The organism is Paradesulfitobacterium aromaticivorans (assembly GCF_054657415.1).
Window position 1 is genome coordinate 216,183 of record NZ_BAAHYT010000004.1, and the last position, 23,098, is coordinate 239,280.

A 23,098-nucleotide genomic window follows, 5' to 3' on the forward strand; every position below is an offset into this window, starting at 1 on the left:
ACTGCTCCAAAAATACTACCTTTTACTGCTTCTGCGCCAAATACCCAGTTTTTGTGCTTCTTCGATCAGTTCATTGCGAAAATCAGGGTGAGCGATCGAGATCAATTCTTCAGCCCGTTGCCAGGTTGCCAACCCTTTAAGATTAACTTTACCGTATTCCGTGACCACGTACTGCACCGTGGTGCGCGTATCTGTCACTACCGAGCCATAGGTCATAAGTGGCTTAATCCGGGAATGAACCCTACCCTCTTTGTCTTCATACGTGGAAGGGAGACAGAGAAAACCCTTCCCTCCTTTAGAATAATAGGCAGCTTCAATAAAATCAAGCTGTCCACCTGAACCGCTGATGGTCATGGGCCCAATCGTCTCGGAACACACCTGCCCGAACAGGTCCACTTCCAAAGCACCGTTAATCGCTACGACTTTGTCATTTTTCGAGGCATTGCACGGGTGATTGGTATAGTCCACCGGATACGCCGCGAGCTGGGAATTGTCATGCATAAACTCATAGAGCTTCATCGTCCCGGCCGCAAACGACCAAGTGATCCGGCCTGGGTCGAGCTTCTTGCGTCTGCCGGTTACGCGCCCCGCCTCATACATCTCGACAAAGGCATCTGCGAGCATTTCACTGTGCACTCCTAAGTCTTTCAGATCAGATTGCGCAAGCATGCGGCCAAGTGCGCTCGGCATACCACCTATTCCTAACTGGATGCAGGCTCCGTCCTCAATTTCAGGCAGGATAAATTCTGCGATCTTGCGGTCAACTTCAGAAGGGGTAGCTGCCGGAAGCTGCGGCAGCCCTCTAGGCCCGGCTTCAACAATGAAGTCTACTTTAGAGATATGAACTGTATGGTCATACCCGCCGTGCACGCGCGGCATGTCTTCATTGACTTCAACGATAACTATGCCTGCTTTTTCTATGGCAGCGGCATAGTGGGAGACTGTGACTCCAAAGTTAAAATACCCGTGTTCGTCCATGGGAGCAACCTGAATCATAACCACATCAGTACGCAGGTTTTCGCGTAGATAACGAGGCACTTCCGAATACTTAATCGGAATGTAGTTCGTGAGCCCTTTTTGGGCATATTTGCGCTCAATTCCACTAAAATGCCAGCTGTTCCAGGAAAAATGCTCTGCGCTCGGGTCCACTTCCACTACAGCCAACGGTGCAAATAAAACAGCACCGCGTAATTTAACATCCCACAACTCTTCTTTGCGCCGGGCTAAGGCCTCATCTAAAAGCCTTGGCATGCTGGCAGCCCAACCAAATTCAATCCAATCCCCACTCTTAACAGCTTTGACAGCCTCATCAGCTGATACTCGCTTCCGGCGGTATTCTTGCGCTAACACCGCAAACCCCTCCCTCTATACAAAAAACTTACTCCAGCGCCTTAACAATTGCTGCAGCCATTTCTTTGGTACCGGCTGAGCCACCAAGGTCAGGCGTAAGATTTCTTCTATCGACAAGCACTGTATCCACAGCCTTCTCTACTCGGAAAGCCTCTGCATTAAAACCAAGATACTTAAGCATTTGCACCCCGGATAGAATCATCGCCACCGGATTCGCCAGATTTTTCCCGGCGATCTGAGGGGCACTGCCATGTACTGCCTCAAACACGGCCCCATCTTCCCCGATATTGGCTCCCGGCGCTACCCCTAGCCCTCCGACAAGTCCGGCCCCCAGATCTGAGACAATATCTCCGTAAAGGTTAGGCAGCACGAGGACGTCAAATTGTTCAGGCTGCTGCACCAAGGCCATGCAGAGAGCGTCGATGATGCGGTCTTCACATTCAATATCAGGGTAATCGCGCGCCACCTGGCGCACGCTGTCTAAGAACAACCCGTCACTCAGCTTCATAATGTTGGCCTTATGTACGATGGTTACCTTCTTGCGTCCCTCCCGGCGGGCCAGCTCAAAAGCGTACCTTCCGATCCGTTCCGAAGCCTCGCGCGTAATAATCTTAATGCTTTCGGCCGCATCCCGGCCAACCCGGTGCTCGACCCCGGCATAGAGGTCTTCCGTGTTTTCCCTTACGATCACCATGTTAACTCCGCTGTAACGGGAAGGGACATTTTCCAGGTTGCGCAAAGGACGCACATTGGCATACAACTGCAAACTCTGGCGCAAAGCCACATTAACACTGCGAAAACCTTTCCCGATCGGGGTGGTAATCGGCCCTTTAAGCGCAACTTTATTGCGCCTTACTGTATCTAACACATGGTCAGGCAGCGGCGTGCCATACTTTTCGATACACTGTTCTCCAGCCTCCACAACTTCCCACTCAATGTCCGCACCACTGGCTGTAATTACTTCTCTGGTAGCGGCGCTAACTTCCGGCCCAATACCATCTCCCGGAATTAATGTAACTCTGACTGCCACATAAACTCTCCTTTCTACTACTCCGAAATAGACTGAATAGGCTTGTTACCGTATCCTACGACATGGGGACTATCCAGAAGCGCCCAAAAAAGAGGCGGCCCCAGCCGCCTCTTCTATCCGCATTTATTGCGTCCTTAAACCTTGCTTTCTACGGCGTTCTTCCACCCGTTGTTTTTACTACTATGGAGACGCTCCCGCTTAGTTGCGCTGGGCCAGCATATCCTCATAAATATACATTAACTCTTTATCGAACAAGGAACGCTTCAAATCCACAGCTGTCGACCTAACTCTGGCAAGCAGGTTATCAGCCTCAGCATCCCCGATCTCGATACCGTATTCTCTCCAGAATTTAGCCTTAATTGCAGCAGTACCTGAGTGCTTACCAATCACGATTTGACGCTCAAGACCCACATCCTCAGGCTTAAACACTTCATAAGTGAGCGGATTTTTTAAGGCTCCGTCAGCATGGATTCCTGACTCATGCGCAAACATATTGCTGCCCACAATGGCTTTGCCGGGAGGCAAAATCCGTCCGGATGCCCGAGCGACATATTCTGAAACCTCGCGGAAGCGAGTGGTGGCAAAATTCAAATCAACGTCCAAAAGATGTTTGAGGGCCATTACGATTTCTTCTAAAGCAGCATTGCCGGCACGCTCACCCAAGCCGTTTACAGTGACTCCCACGAAGCTTGCCCCCGCTTTTACTCCTGCTAAAGCATTGGCTGTTGCCATCCCGAAGTCGTTATGAGTGTGCATCTCAACCTCGATTCCGGTAGCCTCAATAAGCTTCACAATCCGCTCATAGGTTATGAAAGGCTCAAGAATCCCGACGGTATCACAGTAACGCAGACGGTCTGCCCCCGCGTTCTTCGCCTCACGTGCAAACTCAATCAGGAATTCCATCTCTGAGCGCGAAGCATCCTCGGCATTAACGGAAATATATACTCCTTGCTTTTTCGCAAACTCTACCGCCTTAACCATCCGTTCCATAACCGCGCCACGGGTGGTCATAAGCTTGTGCTCGATGTGAATATCAGAGGTGGAAATGGAAATCGCCACTGCATCCACCCCACACGCTAGTGAAGACTCTATATCAGAAATTACAGCCCGGTTCCAGCCCATAATGCTTGCTTTCAAACCCAGCTTCACAATATCCTTGATAGCCTGCTGTTCATCTCCACCCATAACAGGAACCCCGGCCTCAATTTGGTCAACTCCCAGTTCATCCAGTAAGCGGGCGATCCGCAGCTTCTCTTGATTGGAGAAAACTACCCCTGCCGTTTGTTCCCCGTCTCTAAGGGTTGTATCTACTATCGTTAACTTTTTAGTCAACTTGTTCACCTCTTCCTTTCTCACAGAAAATAACATGATATTTCATATTAACATATAACAGAGGGCATTGGAACAGAAATACTTGAGCAAATACTGTATACTTTTTTGCCTTAACTGTACGACATAAGCTCTTGCCCTAACTATAACTCTATCCCAAACTATATTTTTCCCTTACCCGAGCCTCTCTTTTAAGAGCTTGTTTACCAGCCCGGGGTTAGCTTGCCCCTTACTGGCTTTCATTACTTGTCCCACTAAAAACCCAATAGCCCTCTCCTTGCCTGCGCGATAATCCTCCACTGAAGCGGGGTTAGCAGCGATCACTTCATCAATTATCTTGATCAGTGCGCTCTCATCGCTAATCTGAGCTAACCCTTTCTCTTTCACGATCACGCTCGCATCCTTGCCAGTTGCGAACATCTCTTCAATTATGCTCTTGGCAATCTTGCCGCTGATCGTCCCTTTCTCAATCAGGTTTACCATTTCTGCCACTTGTTCAGGTGATATTGGAGAATCGAACACACTTACTTCATTGGCCTTAAGCAGGCGGGTGAAATCCCCCATCACCCAGTTAGTCAGGCTCTTGGCATCCTCGCATTTGCGAAGAGCCTTATCAAAGAAATCAGCCAAGCCTTTGGAACTGGTAATAACCTCTGCGTCATATGCCGACAGCCCCAAGGCTTGCAGACGCTCGCGCCTAGCGGCGGGAAGCTCGGGCAGCGTCTTCCGGATTCCTTCTACCCACTCCCTGTCGATTACCATAGGCACCAAATCAGGTTCCGGGAAATATCGGTAGTCATGAGCCTCTTCCTTGGACCGGAGAGACAAGGTAATCCCTCTCCCTTCATCCCAGGTACGAGTTTCCTGAACCACCTTCTCTCCCGCATCCAAAACCTCGGCTTGGCGGGCAATTTCGTATTCCATGCAGCGCCTTACCGAACTGAAAGAGTTAAGATTTTTCGTCTCCGTGCGGATGCCAAGCTCTGTACTCCCGCGCGGCCGTAAAGAGACATTGATGTCAAAACGCACTGACCCTTGCTCCAGGCGGCAGTCTGAGACTTCGGTATATTCGAGGATTTGCACCAGCTGCTCTAAATACGCTAAGACCTCAGAAATAGAGCGCATATCAGGCTCTGACACTATTTCCAAAAGGGGCACCCCGGTACGGTTGTAATCCACATAAGATTCGTCAGAGGTTGTGATCGTCTCGCCACTGTGCACGAGTTTGCCCGCGTCTTCTTCCATATGTGCACGGGTAATCCCGATCTTCTTCTGCCCCTCAGCCGTTTCGATGATAAGCCAGCCGTTTTTGCAGATCGGCAGGTCATACTGGGAAGTCTGGTAGTTTTTCGGCAAATCAGGGTAGTAATAATTTTTGCGATCGAACTTGGAAAACTCCGCAATCTCACAGTTTAAGGCCAGGCCGGCCTTAATAGCCAAGTTAACTACTTCACGATTTAAAACCGGCAAGACCCCCGGCAGGCCCAGACAGACCGGACAGACATGGGTGTTTTGCTCTCCCCCAAACTCAGTGGTGCAGCCGCAAAAAATCTTGGTCTTAGTGGCTAGTTCAACGTGGGTTTCCACCCCGCACACCATCTCATAGCGGTCAAACACGCTCATTTAGGCCACCTCCCCTGAGAAAGCAGGCTTTGCCTTATGGAAATCCGTGTTTTGTTCAAAAGTATAGGCAACCCGGTACAAAGTACCTTCATCAAAAGGCTTGCCCATGAGTTGCAGCCCGACCGGCATGCCGCCTGCAAACCCAGCAGGGAGGGTAAGTCCCGGCAACCCAGCTAAATTCAGCGGGACAGTGCAGACATCAGATAAATACATCGCTAGCGGGTCAATGGATTTTTCTCCGAATTTGAAGGCTACTGTAGGCGCAGTCGGGGCCACTAAAACGTCGAATTTCTCCAAGACCCTGTCAAAGTCTTGTTTAATAAGAGTTCTGGCCTTTTGCGCTTTCAAATAATACGCATCATAATAACCTGCGCTTAAAGCATAGGTTCCGAGCATAATCCGTCTTTTAACTTCAGAGCCAAACCCTTCAGCCCTGGTCTTTTTGAACATACTGATAATATCCTCAGAATCCTCTGTGCGGTAGCCGTAGCGCACACCATCATAGCGGGCCAGGTTGGAGCTGGCTTCCGCCGGGGCGATAAGGTAATACGCGGGCATGGCGTATTCCGTATGCGGCATCGAGCACTCTTCAACCTCAGCGCCAAGAGATCCAAGTGTTGCCAGTGCTTGACGCAGGACTTTATCTACTTCAGTGTCAATACCCTGTCCGAAATACTCGCGCGGAATTCCGATTTTTAATCCCTTAATATCATTTAGCAAAAACTTCGTGTAATCCGGCTTGTCATAGGGAACGGACGTAGAGTCTTTCGGATCGTGTCCTGCGATAGCGTTCATGACCAAAGCGTTATCGCGCACATCTTTGGTAAAAGGTCCGATCTGGTCAAGGGAAGACGCAAAGGCAATCAGCCCATAGCGTGAGACTGCTCCGTAAGTAGGCTTCATTCCCACTACACCGCAAAAGGCTGCCGGCTGCCGAATAGAGCCGCCTGTATCCGAACCCAGGGTGAACACTGCTTGATCAGCTACCACTGCTGCTGCCGAACCGCCGGAGGATCCCCCGGTTACCCGTTCTAAGTCCCACGGGTTGCGGGTTACATGAAAGGCTGAGTTTTCCGTCGATGAGCCCATAGCAAACTCATCCATGTTTAACTTACCGAGCATAACCGCCCCCGCCTGGCGCAGACGCTCGGCCACAGTCGCATCATAAGGAGGGACAAAGTTCTCAAGTATCTTCGAAGAACAAGTGGTGCGCACACCCTCTGTACACATATTGTCTTTCAAGGCCATCGGAATTCCTTCCAATGGTTTAAGCTTGTCCCCCCAGCTCAGCTTGGCATCGACTTCTGCCGCCTGCATTAAGGCTGACTCCTCGGTCAAAGTCATAAAAGCCTTTACTTTATCTTCAATCGCGTTTATCCGCTCAATAAAAGCTTTGGTAAGCTCGACCGCGCTGATTTCCCGACTTTCCAAGAGCGTATGCAATTCAGCCGCTGATTTGGCTGTCAGTTCCATCCTCAGTCTCCTTCCTGGTATCACTTATTATTTTATAGCTACAATCACTTCTTATTCGTAGCGACGGTATAACCGACCGGATAAGGAGCAGCTACCGATCTCAGCTTCTCTCTTAGCTAAGAGTGTTTACACGATCCTGGGTACGCGGTAAAAACCTTCCTCCGCGTCCGGAGAGTTCTGCAAGGCCTTTGCCCTCTCAATTGAACTTTTTACTTCATCAGCCCTAAGCACATTATGTAGGGGTACAGCATGGGCAGTCGGCTCCACGTTTTCCGTATCTAGCCTGTCCAGCATAGCCGCATAGTCTAATATCGAGTCCAATTGCTCCGTATATTGCTCTATTTCCTGCTCAGTCAGCTCTAAACGTGCGAGCAGGGCCACATGTTCGACATCTTTACGGGAAATCTTCACAAGCTCACCCTCCAATCGAATTGGACGTCTTACCTTACTTAACAGATTAATTTCACGAATAGGTCTTCGTGAAATAACCTAACACATACTCTACTATAGCAAATTCGGAGGAATGGGGCAAGAAACAAGGACAAACAAGGACAACAAGCGCGAATAAAAAAAGACCCCAAAACAATTCCCTCCTGCTAAAGCTGGAAGGAATTTAAGGCCGTAGTCACTAACAATTTAGAATATTTCAATATCTAAAAAGGGGGAGAATTCCTTGCAAAAAATTGAACTCACCGTAAAAAGTGTCACTGGATCAATGAATTAAACGAGCTTCAATGCCCTGATCCCATCAATACGGTCGTGTTTGGGCTTAAACGCACCGAATAACCCTGTAACCGCTGCTCGCTTAAGTCCTAGCGGTTAATCATTCAGCAATGCTGCGGTGGTACATCAGACTGGCGAGAGCCGCTGAAACCAGCCTGGCCCGTGGCGGATCAGACCTTGACGTGAGTACAATCGGCACTTGCGCTCCGAGCACAATCCCCGCCAAAGTCGCGTTAGCCAAGTACTCTAGGTCTTTCGCCAAAATGTTGCCTGACACGAGATCAGGAGTCAGCAGAATATCCACATCACCCGCCACTTGGGAACGGATGCCCTTGATCTGGGCAGCCTTGGCCGAGATAGCATTGTCAAAAGCCAGCGGCCCGTCAACCAAAGCACCGCTGATCTGTCCCCGGTCAGCCATCTTGGCTAAGCAAGCCGCATCAATAGTGGAAGGTATAGCCGGATTAATGACTTCAATCGCTGTCAGTACAGCGACTTTGGGCACTTCAACGCCCAATAATTTGACAAAGTCAATAGCATTTTGCAAAATTATAGTTTTTTCCGCAAGCCCAGGACTTATAGTAACCGCAGCGTCCGTAATATACAGTAGTTTGTGGTAACTTGAGAGCTCGGCGACAAAGACATGGGATACCCAGCCTTCTCCTCGAAGATCTTTGAGAATCGGATGCAAAAACTCATGCGTGTGCAAATGCCCTTTCATGAGGCCGCAGACTTGCCCTTCCTTGACCAGCCGTACCCCTTCTTTGGCCGCAGTTGAGTCTCCTTTAACGTGAACTATCGGAAAATTTTCCGCGCCCGGGAACTCAGGCACAAGATTCCGGATCACCTGTTCATTGCCAAGAAGAACAGGGTTGATTAACCCGGCTTCGGCCGCCTGCAACGCTCCTTCCAGGACAAATTCCTCGGTCGCATCCACGATCGCAATCGGCAACGGGGGGTATGCGTGTGCGGCTTCAAGCAAAGCTTCGAAAGACCTAAACTCGATCATAGCGGCCCCCTCCTCTATCACCGGATGAGCTCAGTTAATCTCTTGGAAATTTTGTTTACTACATTATAAGGCCTGGGCTGTATTAAGTCGAATGTTTCATGCGCTCAAGAGCGAGTTTCGCTTCAGCTGCTATTTCCGAAGGTACACGGATCTGATTCACTACCTTTCCTTGGACTAAGTTCTCTAACGTCCAGAGCAGGTGTGGCTGATGAATCCTATTCATGCTCATACACATGCACACCGTTTCGTTCAGACACACTATTTTCTTATCCGGATTCTCCTGGGCCAAGCGATGAACTAAGTTTATTTCCGTGCCGACCGCCCAACTGCTGCCTGCGGGTGCGCGCGTTACGGTTTCGATAATATATTCTGTCGACCCGTGCAAATCGGAGTGGGCCACTACTGTGTGCTCGCATTCCGGATGCACAATTACCTTAATATCAGGGTATTGGGAACGGACTTTATTAATCTGTTCAAGGGTAAAGCGTTGGTGCACAGAACAGAATCCATTCCACAGGATTAAGCGCGGGGCAATCACTGGCAATTCCTGAGCTCGCATATCACGGTCTTCAAGCTGATCACCGCGGTCCTGCTCCCTTCGCTCCCACAGAAATATCTCCTCTGCTTCGATCCCACACTCCAGTCCTGTGTTACGGCCTAAATGTTCATCAGGTAAAAAGAGGATGATTTTGTCTTCACCCATCACCTTCTCAAAAACCGCGCGTGCGTTGGAGGAGGTGCAGGTCATCCCCCCCTTGCGCCCGCAAAATGCCTTGATCTCTGCCGTAGAATTAACATAGGTTATGGGGATGATCTCTTGATCAGGGTACTTACCCTTAATGACATCCCAACATTCCTCGACCTCATCGATGTCTGCCATATCAGCCATCGAGCAGCCTGCAGCCAAATCGGGCAGCAGCACTTTCTGCTCCGCCGTGGTTAGAATATCAGCCGTTTCGGCCATAAAATGCACACCTAAGAAAATAATATACTCGGCTTCCCGTTCACGCGCGGCCAGTTGCGACAGCTTAAGGGAATCCCCACGGTAATCAGCAAACCGGATCACTTCATCCTTCTGATAATGATGACCGAGAATAACCAACCGTTTCCTGAGCGCAGCTTTAGCCTGTTGTATGCGATGCTCCAGCTCTTCTGTTCCCAAGTCTAGATATTCTGGCGGTAATACTTGTCGCATCTTCTTTATCCCCTTCTACTCACGTTTGCGGTTTACTCAATATTCATACTTATATCCAAGACCGGAGCTGAATGGGTCAGCCAGCCAAGAGAGATTAAATCCACTCCAGTCTCAGCGACAACCCGTAATGAGTCAAATGTGATTCCTCCCGAGGCTTCAGTTAATGCTCTGCCGTCAATAAGTTTTACAGCCTGCGCCATCTGCTTTGGAGGCATATTATCCAGCATGATAACTTCCGCCCTTGTTGTGAGCGCTTCTTCAACTTGCTCCAAACTCTCGACTTCCACTTCAATTTTAACCATGTGTCCAATATTCTCTCTGACCTTTGCCACTGCCGGAACTATCCCTCCGGCTGCCTCGATATGGTTATCCTTAATCAGAACCGCATCAAACAACCCCAGACGGTGATTATGTCCACCGCCTACTCTAATCGCATACTTTTCCAGAACTCTAAGCCCTGGAGTGGTTTTGCGCGTATCCACAATGCGGCAGGCATGTCCGCGCACAAGTTCGACAGCTCTGCCGGTAGCCGTAGCAATCCCGGATAGATGCTGTACAAAATTCAAGGCTGTGCGCTCGCCGGCCAGTAAAGTGCGTGTAGACCCTTGAACCGTGGCTACAATTTGCCCTCGGCTTACCTTCTCCCCGTCTTTAACCTTGGCTGCAAACTTTACCCCGGGATTTAACAAGTAAAAAACCTTTTCAGCCACCTCAAGTCCCGCGATGATCCCTTCCTGTTTCGCCATAAGTTCCGCCCGGGACTGATGTGCCTCATCAACGATAGACTCAGTTGTAATATCCTGAAAACCAATATCTTCATTTAAGGCAGTGCGAACGATCTCTTCCCACAGTAAACGATTCACGCCGAATACCTCCCCATGCTTAAATGTTTCTTTTGCCAGGCTGGACTAGAATCAGGGTAGTCTGAACGGTAATGACTCCCTCTGCTCTCCAGCCGGTCGAGTGCCGCCTTGGTCATCAGTTTGGCTAACTCTAAAATATCTCTTAATTCAAGTTCATGCTCCTGTACATCCCTTCCCATAGACTCTAGGGTGCGTAAAGCATAACACAGCCCGTGCTCACAGCGGACAATCCCGACATGTTCCCACATTAAGGTCTGGATTTGCTTAAGCCTGGGGTCATCATGCTCCAGAGGGCTAACACCGACTTTAAGACTAGACGGTTGGGACATGCTGCTTGCTCCTACTGCCCGTTGGAATTTATTATCGGCAGCTGCTACTTGTTGAGATATATCGCTTTCCGCCAGCACTTGCGGACTCCTCAGTGTTTTTCTGATAGCTGCTGCGACCCGTTTACCGAATACTAGAGTTTCTAGGAGCGAATTACTGGCAAGCCTATTGGCCCCATGCACTCCGGTGCTGGCAGCCTCCCCGCAGGCAAACAAACCCTCGACATTCGTGCGGCCACAATCATCTGTTTTCACGCCACCCATCATAAAATGTGCCGCCGGGGTAACCGGGATTAAATCTCTTAGGGGGTCAATCCCTTGCTCACTCAGCTTAGCCTGAATATTAGGAAACCTGTGTGTAAAATTATCCCCAATTGGAGTTGCGTCCAAAAACACTTGGTGCTCTTTTACCTGTTCTTCAGCAATGGCCCTTGTAACGATATCCCTGGGTGCCAGCTCCGCCATCGGGTGATACCGCTGCATAAATCTCTGTTTATCTTCAGTCACCAAGACGGCCCCTTCTCCTCGAACTGCCTCGGAAATGAGAAAAAGTGGACTTTCTCCACTAGCAAAAGCAGTGGGATGAAACTGGGTAAACTCCAAATCTGTGAGCACAGCCCCCGCCCGCCAGGCAAGAATCAACCCATCTCCGGTGCTAAAAAGGGAACTGGTCGTACGCCCGAAAATCTGCCCGCACCCTCCGGTAGCGAGCACGACTGCGCGCGCTTTAATGACAATCGGACCGCGTGTTCCCCTGGCAACAACTCCACAACATTTCCCGTCCTCAACCAGTAGTTCCTCAGCGCGGTAACTCGGCATCATCGTCACCTGCTCACTAAGTTGCACCCTATGGTAGAGAGCCCGCCAAATCTCCGCTCCGGTGCTGTCCCCGTGGTGGAGAACACGAGCCAGCCTGTGCGCCCCTTCCCTAGCCAAATCCAATTCTCCTGATGGGCTTAAGTCGAAGCGTGTGCCAAGCGCGATCAGGTCTTCAACGATTTCCGGCGCTTCTTGCGTAAGCAGACTGACTGCCTGCGGCTCACACATTCCCGCTCCTGCAAAGAGAGTATCTTCCGCGTGAAAACGCGGGGAATCACCTTGGCCGACCGCAGCTGCAATTCCCCCTTGGGCTAGAGTAGAGTTGCAGCGATCAAGCTGATCTTTAGCTAAAACAACAACTTCACCCTCCGGCGAAGCCCACAAGGCTGTTGCCAGACCGGCCAATCCGCTGCCAATGACCACAAAATCGGTCTCGAGTATGCGCATGGTTAATTCTCCTTGTAAAATAGAACTTATCTATGTTGTACCAAATGTATTTACAGGTGTCAAGACACCATTATTGACAATTATGCGCAAATGCGGATAAAATTTATATAAAGAGAGCAAAGGTCATGCAATTAATTTTTCGGTAAATTTATCAAGTAGGTGGTTAAATGCTGCGCAAGGATGCCCCGGGTGAAGAACGAAGAACGAAATTATTACAAATACTTAAAGACAGCACCTTGCCGGTCAAGGCCGCTGAATTGGCTAAGGAGACCGGGGTTAGCCGCCAAGTTATCGTGCAAGACATTGCCCTCCTTCGAGCGAAGGAAGAACCAATTATCGCCACTCCTCAAGGTTATATCTATTCTGCTCCTGACACCACCCCTGTTGCCGGAGTCAGGCGTGTTATCTATTCCCAGCACACCCCGGCAGAGATGGAAAAGGAACTAAATATCCTGGTTGACCATGGCGTTGCCGTGCTGGATGTAGGCATAGAGCATTCAGTCTACGGCAAAATCTTTCGCCCCCTAGGCCTTAAAACCCGCTATGATGTCAAAACCTTTGCAGCCGAGATGGCACAAAACCATGCTAATCTCTTAAGTGCCCTGACCGGCGGTCGGCACCTGCATACGGTAGAGGCACCCAACGAGCAAAGCATAGACCGGGCCTGTAGGAGCCTGGCTGAAGCAGGGTTTTTACTCAAGCCGTAAAAAACAGAAACCTCCGCGTTTATCACTTCGCGGAGGTTTTACCTCAGAACAAGTTATTCCATTCACCGCCCAGGAACCGAATACTCACACGCTACAGCGGTCTGACATTTGCCGCAGCCATAGCGCGGAGCATAACGGACTTTGATCTCATCCAGGTAGCGTGAGCAAGTCCAGATATCCTTCCCATTCTCGGTAATGGCACCAACCGGGCAGCGAGGGATGCACTCCCTGCACATGGTACAGTTGTCATAAATCCCTGTATAGGTCCGGGGGGTAGGTTCGATTTTCCAACTCACTACCACGCTGCCAAAACGTCCGGCGCTTCCCAGCTCGGTAATAAGGGACTTGCCCAAACCAAAAGTCCCCAGCCCGGAAATATACGCAGTATGTCTTTCCGACCAGTTGCTCCTCTTTTTCACCGTTTTATAGCGCGCATCGTGCAGCGGTGCAAGTGCCAACCCGCCTTTACTTTGCACTTCTGCCACAAGCGTGCGACGGACGGCGTCATTAAACGCTTCGCCCTCGATCCGGCCATAGAGCCATTCCCGGGCCGGTAGATCTCCGTTATAATTAGCCTGACGCACCTCAGGCGAATAAGGGAGAAAATAGGATATCACAGTTTCGGCCTCGGACAACCATTCAGTTGGGCTGAGATAGTGCGGGCCGACTACTTCCGGCTCTTTCAGCCGCGCAAACAAAGGGTCATGAGCGGAAGCAATCCCGACCAAGGGGCTGCTGTATATCCTAGACAGGCCTATTTCCTGTGCCCGGTTTAACGGACTCTCGTTAACTAAGTCAGTAATCAACGCTGCAAAGTCTTTCTTATCCATTCAGCGTGCTCCTCTTTGTCCTATGTAGGAAATGATCCTGGACGTTATCTAGGCAGATATTCGTTTAACACAATTATACTGCCTCGTCTCCATTATGTCGAAGACTATTTCAGAATTGTCTGAGATATTTGCCTGACCATAGAACAAAGTTAAGTACAAAAAAAGCCGCAGACACCGACCTTTAGCCAGTAGTTTGCGGCTTTGAGTTTATTGATTCAACTCGGCTTCCGGGAATAAGCCGATATTTTAGCCTCCACATGCCTGAGCCAGCGCACATCCGCTTCCGCGTGAAACAAAGACCAAAGCCATGGCTACCATAATACCGCAACTCCCTTAGAGTTATACATGACGAACAAAGCCAGGAACAATCCCATGAATCCATATACATTGTCCAGATCTATTATAAAAGGGGGCAGCCGTCAAAAAAACCGCAGATGTCAACTTGCTTAGCTGACTACTGCGGTTCTTTGAAAGTAATATAAATTCATTCCAAAATGTTTACTTCTCCAACCCCGAAAAATCCAGGGTAGCAAAGAGATCCTCAAGGGTTTCCGCGCGGCGGATCAGTTCTACGCTTCCGTCTTCTTTGAGCAGAAGTTCAGCTGAGCGCAGTTTGCCGTTGTAGTTGAAGCCCATGGCATGGCCGTGTGCGCCGGTATCGTGCATAACCACAATATCTCCGATGTCGATGCGGGGAAGCTCCCGATCCACGGCAAACTTATCGTTGTTCTCGCACAGGCCTCCTGTCACATCATAGATGTGGTCCTGAGGGGCATTTTCTTTCCCGACAACTGTGATATAGTGATAAGCTCCGTAAATACCGGGACGCATTAAATTGGCCATACTGGCATCTAAACCGACATATTTTTTATAGATATCCTTCTTATGCATAACTGTAGCTGCCAAGTATCCGTACGGTCCGGTAATCATGCGTCCGCTCTCCATGGCAATCTTTAAGGGATGGAGTCCGCCCGGCACGATTTTACTCTCGTATGCTTCCCTAATCCCCCGGCCCACATACTCAAGGTCAACAGACTCCTGCTCCGGGCGGTAGGGAATTCCGATTCCCCCGCCCAGATTGATAAGCTCAATTCTAATTCCTAAGGTCTGATAAATCTCGACCGCCAAGTCAAACATCATATTCGCGGTCTCGATAAAGTAGTTGGGGTCAAGTTCGTTGGAAATGACCATCGTGTGAAGCCCAAAGCGCTGTGCACCTTTGGCTTGGGCCGCTTTATAACCTTCAAAAAGCTGTTCTTTTGTAAGACCGTACTTAGCCTCCTCGGGCTTGCCAATAATGTCATTGCCCCCGGCGCGTAAAGATCCGGGGTTATAGCGGAAAGAAATAATCTCAGGGATGCCAGTGTGCTTTTCTAAGTAATCTATATGGGTGATGTCATCCAGGTTGATAATCGCACCAAGCTCCCGCGCTTTTTGATACTCATCAGCAGGAGTGTCGTTAGACGTAAACATAATATTCTCATCCAGGATGTGCACTTTTTCAGCCAGGATCAATTCCGCCAAGGAACTGCAGTCAGCCCCGAACCCTTCCTCGCGCAGGATATTTAAGATATAGGGATTTGGAGTTGCTTTGACCGCAAAATACTCCTTAAACTCCGGTGCCCAGGAAAAAGCCTTGATTAACCTCCTGGCGTTGTCCCGGATTGCTCTTTCATCATAAATATGAAAGGGAGTCCCGTATTCCGCGATTATCTTTGCCAACTGTTCTTTACTAAACGGCAATGTTTTCAGTGCCACTTCTTGCTCCTCCACCCTTTTCTAAATTATTTACAAGTTTCGTGCGCTACCTCTCGTATGGTTTCTGTAAAAAACCAGTCATTGAAGTCAGTTACAGCTAACGATAGTATTTTACACTGGGACACAAACTAAAAAGCGGTTCCGAACTACTCGCAACCGCCTAAAGGCAAAGCCAAACCAACCCTACCTCAACAATGCAAATAGCCCTCCATCCGGACGATGCCGGATGACAGTCGTGCGTTTGTTCAACCCACGCCCAGCAAGCGTTCTTCAGCCCTCAAACCCTCGCTTCGGCGGCTATTCCTTTCCAGCATCCCTCATCGCAGGCTGAGCTTAGGATGTGTACTCTTAATAAACCGCACCTCTATCGCCTATTTAATTTGTTTAATTATCCTATATTAGCCTCACAGTGTCAACAGGAAAGTCTACCCTCTGAAGGTCTACTAAAAAAGCTTTATTTACAGGAAGTGCATGAACTTCCCCCTGTATTGCATTTACTGCAGTTCCCGGAACAGCCGGTCTCCAGCGGCTGACGGCACCGTGGGCAACTCATGGCCGGACCATCGAGCGGATAACCGCACTGCGGGCAGCTTTTGCCAACGGTTGTGCAGGCATGGGAATTTACCATCGGCATGGACATCGGCTTGGCTCCCGGCTCTAATGATGATCTCACGGATTCTATTATCTTCGGTATTAGTTTGAACATAGCGCCTCTTCTCCTTTTCCGGCCACCCACTTAGCTTAGGCTACCCCTTTGGCACCAGTCCCCGAGCGTTCTCCCCAAACTCTGTTCTTGAGGATCTTAACCGCAAACACTACCACCAGAATCAACCCCCAGAACACCGCAATAATCCCGGCAATCTGCAGCGGTGTGTCCGTACCGATGATACGGGCAGACTGAGCTGTGATCCCGCCGATCAGGAAAGCTATGACCCAAGTGCTGAGCCACATCACGGCAGCTTCCCGTTTCGAGCGTTCCTTAAACATTACCATAATTGACGCAATGCAGGGAACAAATAAAGTAATGGTTACGAGTGACACAATTGTCTGAATCGGAGTGAGCGGCAAACCTGCCAGACCGGCAGCCCCAAAGTCTCGGCGCACGATCCCCATGATAAAAGCCGTGGATGCGTCCCGCGGCAAACTGAGCCATTTAACAGTAAGAGGAGCCAACATATTTTGCAAGAAATCCAAAATCCCGGTCACCTGCAAAACACTAATAATTAAAGCGCCTAATGCAAAAAGCGGCAAAGCCTCTTTGACAAATTGGTAAGATTTAATCCAAGTCTTGGTTAAGACATTGTTTATTCGCGGCATTCTAAGGGGGGGCAAATCAATCAGCAAATCTGAGGACTTGCCGGAGAGCAAAATGTTCATTAAAGTTCCGACAGCGACTAAAACTCCTAAGATGATCATGACGTAGAGAGCGGCAAACTGCGGTCCGACTGTCGCCAGCATCCCCGCGATCACACCTAACTGAGCGGAGCACGGTATCGCGAGGCCGAGCAAGAAAATGGCAATCCGCCTCTCCCGTTCCGAGCCCAGCAAGCGGGTCGTGATCGTAGCCATGGTCACACATCCGAACCCCAGAATCATCGGAATGACTGCCCGCCCATTTAAGCCAATCCCAGTTAAAACCCGATCCACCAGGGTGGCGATCCTGGGCAGGTAACCGGAATCCTCAAACAGGGACAAAAAGAGATAAAAGCCGGCAACCAGAGGCAATAAGAGGCCGAAAACATAGGTAAGAGTCATAGTGAATAAACCGAATTCCCCGATTAAAATAGTCCCTAAAGCCGAACTCTGCTGTACGAAATGACCGACAACCGACCGGATAAACGGTTCCACGTGCCCGATCATGATTGTTTCTTCCGTAAAACCGACAACCGTCCCGGCTACAAACACTCCAATCAACTTATACATCAGATATAAAGCCACAATGAGAATGGGGATGCCGGTAAGCGGCCGGATCATCAGCCGGTTTAATGTGTTAACCCACGCCAATTTATTATTAACTTCCTTAACCACATATTCCACGATCTCGTTGACGCGCTTGCGCCTCTTCAGATAAATCTCATCCCGGAAATTCAGGGGCTCAAGACCGTGACGCTCTGCAACCGCCACATCCCCTTCAAGTATAAGCAATGCTTCACCCCGGCTCCCGACGCGGTCTGCAAATTCATCCAGTTTCTGCTGCAAATCTGGTTCACAATTACCAATTCGCGCCTGAAAAATGCTCTGTTTTAATTCGTCCATACCCTTTTTGGCAACCGCCACAGTCGGAATAACCGGCACTCCCAGCAATTTGCTCAGAAGGGCATGGTCAATCTTTAAGCCTTGCTTTTCGGCCTCGTCAACCATGTTCAAGGCCACAATGACAGGTACGCCTGTATCAATCACCTGCTGCGTTAAGAATAAGTCCCTCTCCAAATAAACAGCATTGACTACATTGACGACAATGTCAGCCGTTAAAATAACGTCCCTGGCTACTTTTTCTTCATCATTAAACGATGAGATCCCATAAACTCCAGGAGTGTCAATCACAACATCTCCTTGGAAGTGCCCGGATGAAATCTCCAAAGTAGTACCCGGATAGTTGGAAACATCTACATACATCCCTGTTAAACTGTTAAAGAACACGGACTTGCCGGCGTTGGGATTACCGGCCAACACGATCCTGCGCGCCCCTTCCGGAACTTCTATGTCCAAACTGCAACCATGACAGTGTGACATCTCTCATCATCTCCCCAGTTGTCTAATTATTACGTCAGATTATTAGGTCAGACGAACCCCAATTTCGCGAGCCAGCTGTCTGCCAAGTGCTATTAACTGTCGGTTCTTGCGCACTACAACCGGACCCGCAGGCACTACCTCTTCGCAACTCAGCCACTCGCCTTCGGCAATGCCGAAACGGATTGCCTGCGCTCGTACTTTATCATTAGGAATGTGCGCAATTGTAAAGGACTGCCCCTTTTTCACTCCATCGAGAGTCATTTTCCATCCCCCTCCTTACTCCAACCAATGGCAAAACGTGACAACGATTATCATTTAAGTAAAAAAGAAACAAAGCAATAACGGTTTGTCCTAGGAAATCATCTAAAAGTGTACGTTCAATTAATTGAGAACGGTTATCATTTTCTTTGCTTTTATTATAGTATTTAATCTATCTATAAGTCAATCCCTACTAAAACACTATGATAAAAACTTTTTTTCTCAAGCAGCTATGGTGGAGGGAGCAACCATCAACCAACCCGGGATGCGCTAACTTAGATTACTGCACTAGTCCGCCTTCCGGTAATGAGCCCCTAAGCTGTCCCGGCGCTGCCTGGCAGCCTGTGTTATCAGCACAGCAGTTAGAATCATCAGCTTTAACTGGTGGTGAGCAAGCAATTCTGTATAACTATGGCAGCGGTATTGTTCGAGATATACTTGAAATTTACTCAGCTCTTCCATCGCCTGCGACAGCCCGGATCCGCTGCGCACGATGCCGACATTCAGCCCCATGAGTAAGCGCAGCTTTTTCTTTATCTCCTCAAGGCTATATCCAGCTTGAGCACTATTCCTGATTTCCTGGGCTTCATTCCCGTCGGCCCCAGGCAAATCATGTGCTTGATTGTCTTTTTCCCAAGGCAGGTCATGCTGAAGATGAATCCCGTCATCAGCTAAAAGCTGCTCGATATCTGCGAGTTTCAATGAACTTTGGGCAGAGGTCTTTAACGCATCATCCAGGTCACGCCCCGCATGCCGACCAACTTCGATCCCGAAAACCACGGCCTCGGTTAGGGCATTCCCTGCCAGGCGGTTGGCACCATGGACCCCGCCTGTTACCTCCCCGCAGGCATAAAGCCCGGAAGCTCCAGTGCGTCCGAATTCGTCAATCACGATTCCGCCCATCATGAAATGGGCGGCCGTGCCGACTTCTATGGTCGTGCTGCCATTTAAGCGCCGCTGAATCGGTTCGTATTCCCTTGCCATCTTTGCAGGAGGAACTTCGCTAAAGTCTACATAAACACCCCCGTGCTCGCTCCCGCGGCCGCTCCTTATTTCCTCATACACAGCCCGGGCCATAACATCCCGGGTCGCCATATCACCCTCCGGGGAATAGCGCGTCATAAAAGCATCCCCTAGCTTGTTTCTGAGCACCGCCCCATCGCTGAAAGGTGCGGTCGATAAAACTTCCTTACTTGCCCCCATGCTAACCGTGGGATGAAACTGGATAAATTCCATGTCCCGCACCTTGGCTCCTGCCAAATACCCGAGAGCATAGCCGTCCCCGCTCACATCTCCGGCGTTCGTAGTGAGAGGATATAACTGCCCAACTCCGCCACTGGCCAAGATAACCACCCTGGACTCAAAAAACCAGACTTGGGGCTTGCCTCGGTCTAAGCCGTAAGCGCCCCCAACTGTACCATCCTTCTTCAACAGTCCTGTGATCAGAATTCCATTGAGTAAAGTGACACCCGCTTCTTTGGCTTTCTCCAGCAAAGGCAGACTTAAGGCCAGCCCTGCGTTATGCGTAGAACGCAAATGTCTGGCGTCGACCGTAAGTATCCGTTCTCTGCCGTGTCCGGGCGAGCCTTTGCTCGAGATGCGCCCGTCCTGCCGTAGAAATGGCACGCCCCAACGCTCCAGGCTTTTTATCCCGTCTTCTGCTTTGGCGGCTAATTTCCAGACAAGCTTCTGATCATTAAGATATACCCCACCTGCCAACGTATCTTCCACATGCTCCCTTGCTGTGCCACTCTTAGGTGCTTCAGCCAACACAGCCGCCATGCTGTTGCGAGTCATGATCGTATTGCCGCTCTGCCCCACTTTCCCTTTAGAGACAATTGTCACATTCCAGCCCTTAGCTCTTAACTCCAAAGCGGCACTTAAACCTGCCAACCCCCCACCAATTACTAAGGCGTCTGTTTGCACACGCTCTAAATCCACTTCAAAATCCCCCCCCGCGTTATATGTAGTTAGAAATTTCGCCGTGTTGGTTAAAATTCCTTGCACAAGCAGGAATTTTAACTTAAATAAAGAAAAAGTTACAAATACTAAAACAAACCAAAGTAAACGTCGTGCAGCTTTCAGCGGGCAAAAATTCGCTAACCAAAAGCTCAAAACCATCTACTTTATTGAAGGAGGTCTTACTCTATGAATGTCATTGAAGCCCTAAACACCCGATACTCTGTGCGCGCCTTCAAACCAGAGCCGGTGAGCAAAGAAACCCTGCTTCAGATTATGGCTGCGGCCAACCAAGCCCCTTCCTGGGCTGATACCCAACCTTGGGAAGTCTACATTGCTACGGGCGCTCCCTTAACTAAAGTGCGTGAGCAATTCCTGGCTAACTATGAAAACGGAACCACAAGCTCGCCGGACTTGCCCCGACCGGAAGACTGGCCACCTGCCCTCAAGCAGAGAATGAGCGAAAACATGTCCCAGCGCTTTGCCGTGATGGAAATCGACCGGGAAGACAAAAAAGCGCGGGACGCTAGCGCCCGACGCAATTATGAATTTTTTGGCGCTCCCGCCGTTGTTTATTTGTGCCTGGAGCAAAACCTTACCCCTTGGTCCATCTTTGACATGGGCCTGTGCGCCCAAAGCATGATGCTTGCGGCTCAGGAATACGGCGTGGATTCCATTCCGGCAGTAAGTCTGGTCGCCTACCCGGAAATCATCCGACGCGAACTGAACATCCCTGACAACCTGATGGTACTCTTCGGGATCGCTCTCGGTTATGCCGATGATGACAACCCAGCCAACAAACCCCGCAGCCTGCGCCGCCAGGTCGAGGACGTCGTGAGGATCATAGGAGTTTGAGCTTCTGCAAGTGCCAATAGGCTATGACATGCGCCAAAATTCCGCCGACAACCAGCCCCCCGATCGTCAACCAAACCTCCCTACCCTCTGCACTGCCACTACCGCTGTTGAGGCTTTGCATAGCCTTTAAGGCCCAACCCTCCGGGGTAAGCAAGGAAAGATATTTGACACTCCTCGCAGGCTCAATTACACGAATTCGCATTTTCCTACGTTATTCGAAATTAAAAACACTCTCTCCTGCTTAAAAAAACGCAGCCCCTTTTTTAGGAAAGAGGCTGCGCTTTCGTATGCATATTCCATTAAAAGCATACCTTTTGCTTACGCGGGTTTGGCGCTTAAGTCGATCGTTTCATCTTCCGCGATCTTATCAAGATTATCCTTCCACAGGTATTCTCTCGTTTCTTTAACAATCACTCCGCTCAGAGCAAGAAGTGCAATGAGATTAGGAATCGCCATTAAGCCGTTGGTAAGGTCAGCCAGATCCCAGACCAGGGAAAGGGAGAAGACAGAGCCTGCAAAGACCCCTACCACCCAAGCAAGGCGATAGAATATGATCGACTTTTTCCCAAAAAGGTACTCAAAACTCTTTTCGCCATAGTATGACCACCCTAGGATCGTGGAAAAAACAAATGTCAAAAGCCCGAGCGTCAAAACCAGCGGCCCAATTACCGGAATACTCCCGAACGCGGCATGGGTTAGTTTGCCACCGTTCAAACCTCGAGTCCAAACGCCCGTGTTCACGATGGTAATACCGGTTACGGCGCAGACAATAACTGTGTCCCAGAAAGTTCCGGTTGATGAGACCAAGGCCTGCCTGACAGGGTTTCTGGTCTGAGCTGCTGCCGCCACAATCGGTGCACTCCCCAGACCGGATTCGTTAGAGAAAAGCCCTCTGGAGACCCCATAACGCATGGCCATCATCACGGTAGACCCGGCAAAGCCACCGGCAGCCGCTTGCCCCGTAAAAGCACTCGTCACAATCGTGGCGATGGTATTAGGAATAGCCCTCCATTCTAAGGCAAGAATTATGAGACACCCCAGAACATAAAAAGCTGCCATAAACGGCACCAAGAGGTCGTTTACTCTGGCTATTCTTTTAACCCCACCGATAATGACGATTGCCGTTAAAGCAGCCATAACCAAGCCGGTAATATAGGTCGGAATTCTGAATTGCTCATTAGCCAGCGTCGAGATAGAGTTGGCCTGCACCATATTGCCGATACCAAAAGCTGCGATACTGGCAAATAAAGCGAACAATAGTCCGAGCCATTTCATCTTAAGCCCATATTCCAGCACATACATCGGCCCGCCGGCCATGGTGCCGTCACTGGTCTTGATCCGGTATTTCACTGAGAGTAGAGCCTCCGCGTACTTGGTCGCAATCCCGAATACCCCGGTAAACCAGGTCCAGAGCACAGCACCAGGGCCTCCGATGGCTATAGCCGTAGCCACTCCCACAATGTTGCCGGTACCTATCGTAGCTGCCAGAGCGGTGGTTAAGGCACTGAACTGGCTCACATCACCCTGCGCGTAATCATCCTTAGTTACAGAAAGTTTAATCGCTTTTCCGATATACCTTTGAATGAATCTGAGCCGAATCGTAAGAAATAAGTGGGTGCCTAAGAGCAAGATTAATAAGGGCCACCCCCACAGCCAACTATCGATTGTGGAAACTAATGCATGAAAAGAATCCATAATAATCCCCCTTTTGCTGGTAAAAACCGCAGTTACTAGCTCATAGTATTACCACTTAGGGAAATAAACATGAGCTTCTTTTGCTTACTTACGGCACCATCAGTTTTCAGGGGAGG

At 49.7% G+C, this 23,098-nt stretch carries 20 protein-coding genes and 1 riboswitch; of the genes, 2 read left to right on the top strand and 18 right to left on the bottom strand.

The genetic code is table 11. From position 1 onward, the window contains the following. Positions 1–15: 15 nt before the first annotated feature. From ACYQ2N_RS01780 to ACYQ2N_RS01825, 10 genes are all read right to left on the bottom strand, one after another. Entirely contained in the window at positions 16–1,350 is a 1,335-nt protein-coding gene (locus ACYQ2N_RS01780) for an acetyl-CoA hydrolase/transferase family protein (RefSeq protein WP_459997244.1), read from the bottom strand. Positions 1,351–1,378: 28 nt separating this feature from the next. After that, entirely contained in the window at positions 1,379–2,380 is a 1,002-nt protein-coding gene (locus tag ACYQ2N_RS01785; RefSeq protein WP_459997246.1) for an isocitrate/isopropylmalate dehydrogenase family protein, read from the bottom strand. Between the two features lie 198 nt (positions 2,381–2,578). Then, positions 2,579–3,712, bottom strand: a complete 1,134-nt coding sequence (nifV, locus tag ACYQ2N_RS01790; protein WP_459997248.1) for a homocitrate synthase — start codon at positions 3,710–3,712, stop codon at positions 2,579–2,581. A gap of 171 nt (positions 3,713–3,883) precedes the next feature. Further along, on the bottom strand, positions 3,884–5,332 hold the full coding sequence (gatB, locus tag ACYQ2N_RS01795; RefSeq protein ID WP_459997250.1) for an Asp-tRNA(Asn)/Glu-tRNA(Gln) amidotransferase subunit GatB: 1,449 nt from the start codon (positions 5,330–5,332) through the stop codon (positions 3,884–3,886). Next, positions 5,333–6,805: an Asp-tRNA(Asn)/Glu-tRNA(Gln) amidotransferase subunit GatA gene (gene gatA, locus ACYQ2N_RS01800; protein WP_459997252.1), complete on the bottom strand. Its 1,473-nt coding sequence runs from the start codon at positions 6,803–6,805 to the stop codon at positions 5,333–5,335. Positions 6,806–6,931: 126 nt separating this feature from the next. After that, a complete protein-coding gene (gene gatC / locus ACYQ2N_RS01805) occupies positions 6,932–7,216 on the bottom strand; it encodes an Asp-tRNA(Asn)/Glu-tRNA(Gln) amidotransferase subunit GatC (RefSeq protein WP_459997254.1) in 285 nt (94 codons plus the stop codon). 412 nt (positions 7,217–7,628) lie between these two features. Then, a complete protein-coding gene (locus ACYQ2N_RS01810; RefSeq protein ID WP_459997256.1) occupies positions 7,629–8,537 on the bottom strand; it encodes a bifunctional enoyl-CoA hydratase/phosphate acetyltransferase in 909 nt (302 codons plus the stop codon). An 82-nt stretch (positions 8,538–8,619) separates the two neighbouring features. After that, positions 8,620–9,741: a quinolinate synthase NadA gene (gene nadA, locus ACYQ2N_RS01815; protein WP_459997293.1), complete on the bottom strand. Its 1,122-nt coding sequence runs from the start codon at positions 9,739–9,741 to the stop codon at positions 8,620–8,622. 23 nt (positions 9,742–9,764) lie between these two features. Next, on the bottom strand, positions 9,765–10,595 hold the full coding sequence (gene nadC / locus ACYQ2N_RS01820) for a carboxylating nicotinate-nucleotide diphosphorylase (RefSeq protein WP_459997258.1): 831 nt from the start codon (positions 10,593–10,595) through the stop codon (positions 9,765–9,767). Continuing rightward, a complete protein-coding gene (locus ACYQ2N_RS01825) occupies positions 10,592–12,187 on the bottom strand; it encodes an L-aspartate oxidase (RefSeq protein ID WP_459997260.1) in 1,596 nt (531 codons plus the stop codon). Before ACYQ2N_RS01825 ends, nadC begins: the two co-directional genes overlap by 4 nt. Positions 12,188–12,354: 167 nt before the next feature. Here ACYQ2N_RS01825 and ACYQ2N_RS01830 point away from each other — a divergent pair, with 167 nt between their 5' ends. Further along, positions 12,355–12,894 (top strand): transcription repressor NadR, encoded by a 540-nt coding sequence (locus ACYQ2N_RS01830; RefSeq protein ID WP_459997262.1) that lies wholly within the window; start codon positions 12,355–12,357, stop codon positions 12,892–12,894. Between the two features lie 62 nt (positions 12,895–12,956). On the opposite strand, the gene ACYQ2N_RS01835 is transcribed toward ACYQ2N_RS01830, so the two are convergent. From ACYQ2N_RS01835 to ACYQ2N_RS01860, 6 genes are all read right to left on the bottom strand, one after another. Then, positions 12,957–13,724, bottom strand: a complete 768-nt coding sequence (locus tag ACYQ2N_RS01835) for a 4Fe-4S binding protein (protein ID WP_459997264.1) — start codon at positions 13,722–13,724, stop codon at positions 12,957–12,959. A gap of 498 nt (positions 13,725–14,222) precedes the next feature. Then, on the bottom strand, positions 14,223–15,482 hold the full coding sequence (locus ACYQ2N_RS01840) for a diaminopimelate decarboxylase family protein (RefSeq protein WP_459997265.1): 1,260 nt from the start codon (positions 15,480–15,482) through the stop codon (positions 14,223–14,225). A gap of 193 nt (positions 15,483–15,675) precedes the next feature. Then, positions 15,676–15,857: riboswitch (Lysine riboswitch) on the bottom strand. A 79-nt stretch (positions 15,858–15,936) separates the two neighbouring features. Continuing rightward, entirely contained in the window at positions 15,937–16,188 is a 252-nt protein-coding gene (locus tag ACYQ2N_RS01845) for a hypothetical protein (RefSeq protein ID WP_459997266.1), read from the bottom strand. A gap of 35 nt (positions 16,189–16,223) precedes the next feature. After that, on the bottom strand, positions 16,224–18,215 hold the full coding sequence (feoB, locus tag ACYQ2N_RS01850) for a ferrous iron transport protein B (protein WP_459997267.1): 1,992 nt from the start codon (positions 18,213–18,215) through the stop codon (positions 16,224–16,226). Between the two features lie 42 nt (positions 18,216–18,257). Beyond that, on the bottom strand, positions 18,258–18,476 hold the full coding sequence (locus ACYQ2N_RS01855; RefSeq protein ID WP_459997268.1) for a FeoA family protein: 219 nt from the start codon (positions 18,474–18,476) through the stop codon (positions 18,258–18,260). 285 nt (positions 18,477–18,761) lie between these two features. Further along, complete coding sequence (locus ACYQ2N_RS01860; RefSeq protein WP_459997269.1) at positions 18,762–20,414, bottom strand: L-aspartate oxidase; 1,653 nt, start codon at positions 20,412–20,414, stop codon at positions 18,762–18,764. Positions 20,415–20,621: 207 nt separating this feature from the next. On the opposite strand from ACYQ2N_RS01860, the gene ACYQ2N_RS01865 reads away from it, so the two are divergent. Continuing rightward, complete coding sequence (locus ACYQ2N_RS01865) at positions 20,622–21,287, top strand: nitroreductase (RefSeq protein ID WP_459997270.1); 666 nt, start codon at positions 20,622–20,624, stop codon at positions 21,285–21,287. Here the strand turns inward: ACYQ2N_RS01865 and ACYQ2N_RS01870 are convergent. Then, positions 21,274–21,489 carry a hypothetical protein gene (locus tag ACYQ2N_RS01870; protein ID WP_459997271.1) on the bottom strand — a complete coding sequence of 72 codons (216 nt, stop codon included), beginning with the start codon at positions 21,487–21,489 and terminating at the stop codon, positions 21,274–21,276. The two genes, ACYQ2N_RS01865 and ACYQ2N_RS01870, sit on opposite strands and share 14 nt — an antisense overlap. 116 nt (positions 21,490–21,605) lie before the next feature. Then, a complete protein-coding gene (locus ACYQ2N_RS01875; RefSeq protein ID WP_459997272.1) occupies positions 21,606–22,982 on the bottom strand; it encodes an alanine/glycine:cation symporter family protein in 1,377 nt (458 codons plus the stop codon). Between the last annotated feature and the right edge of the window lie 116 nt (positions 22,983–23,098).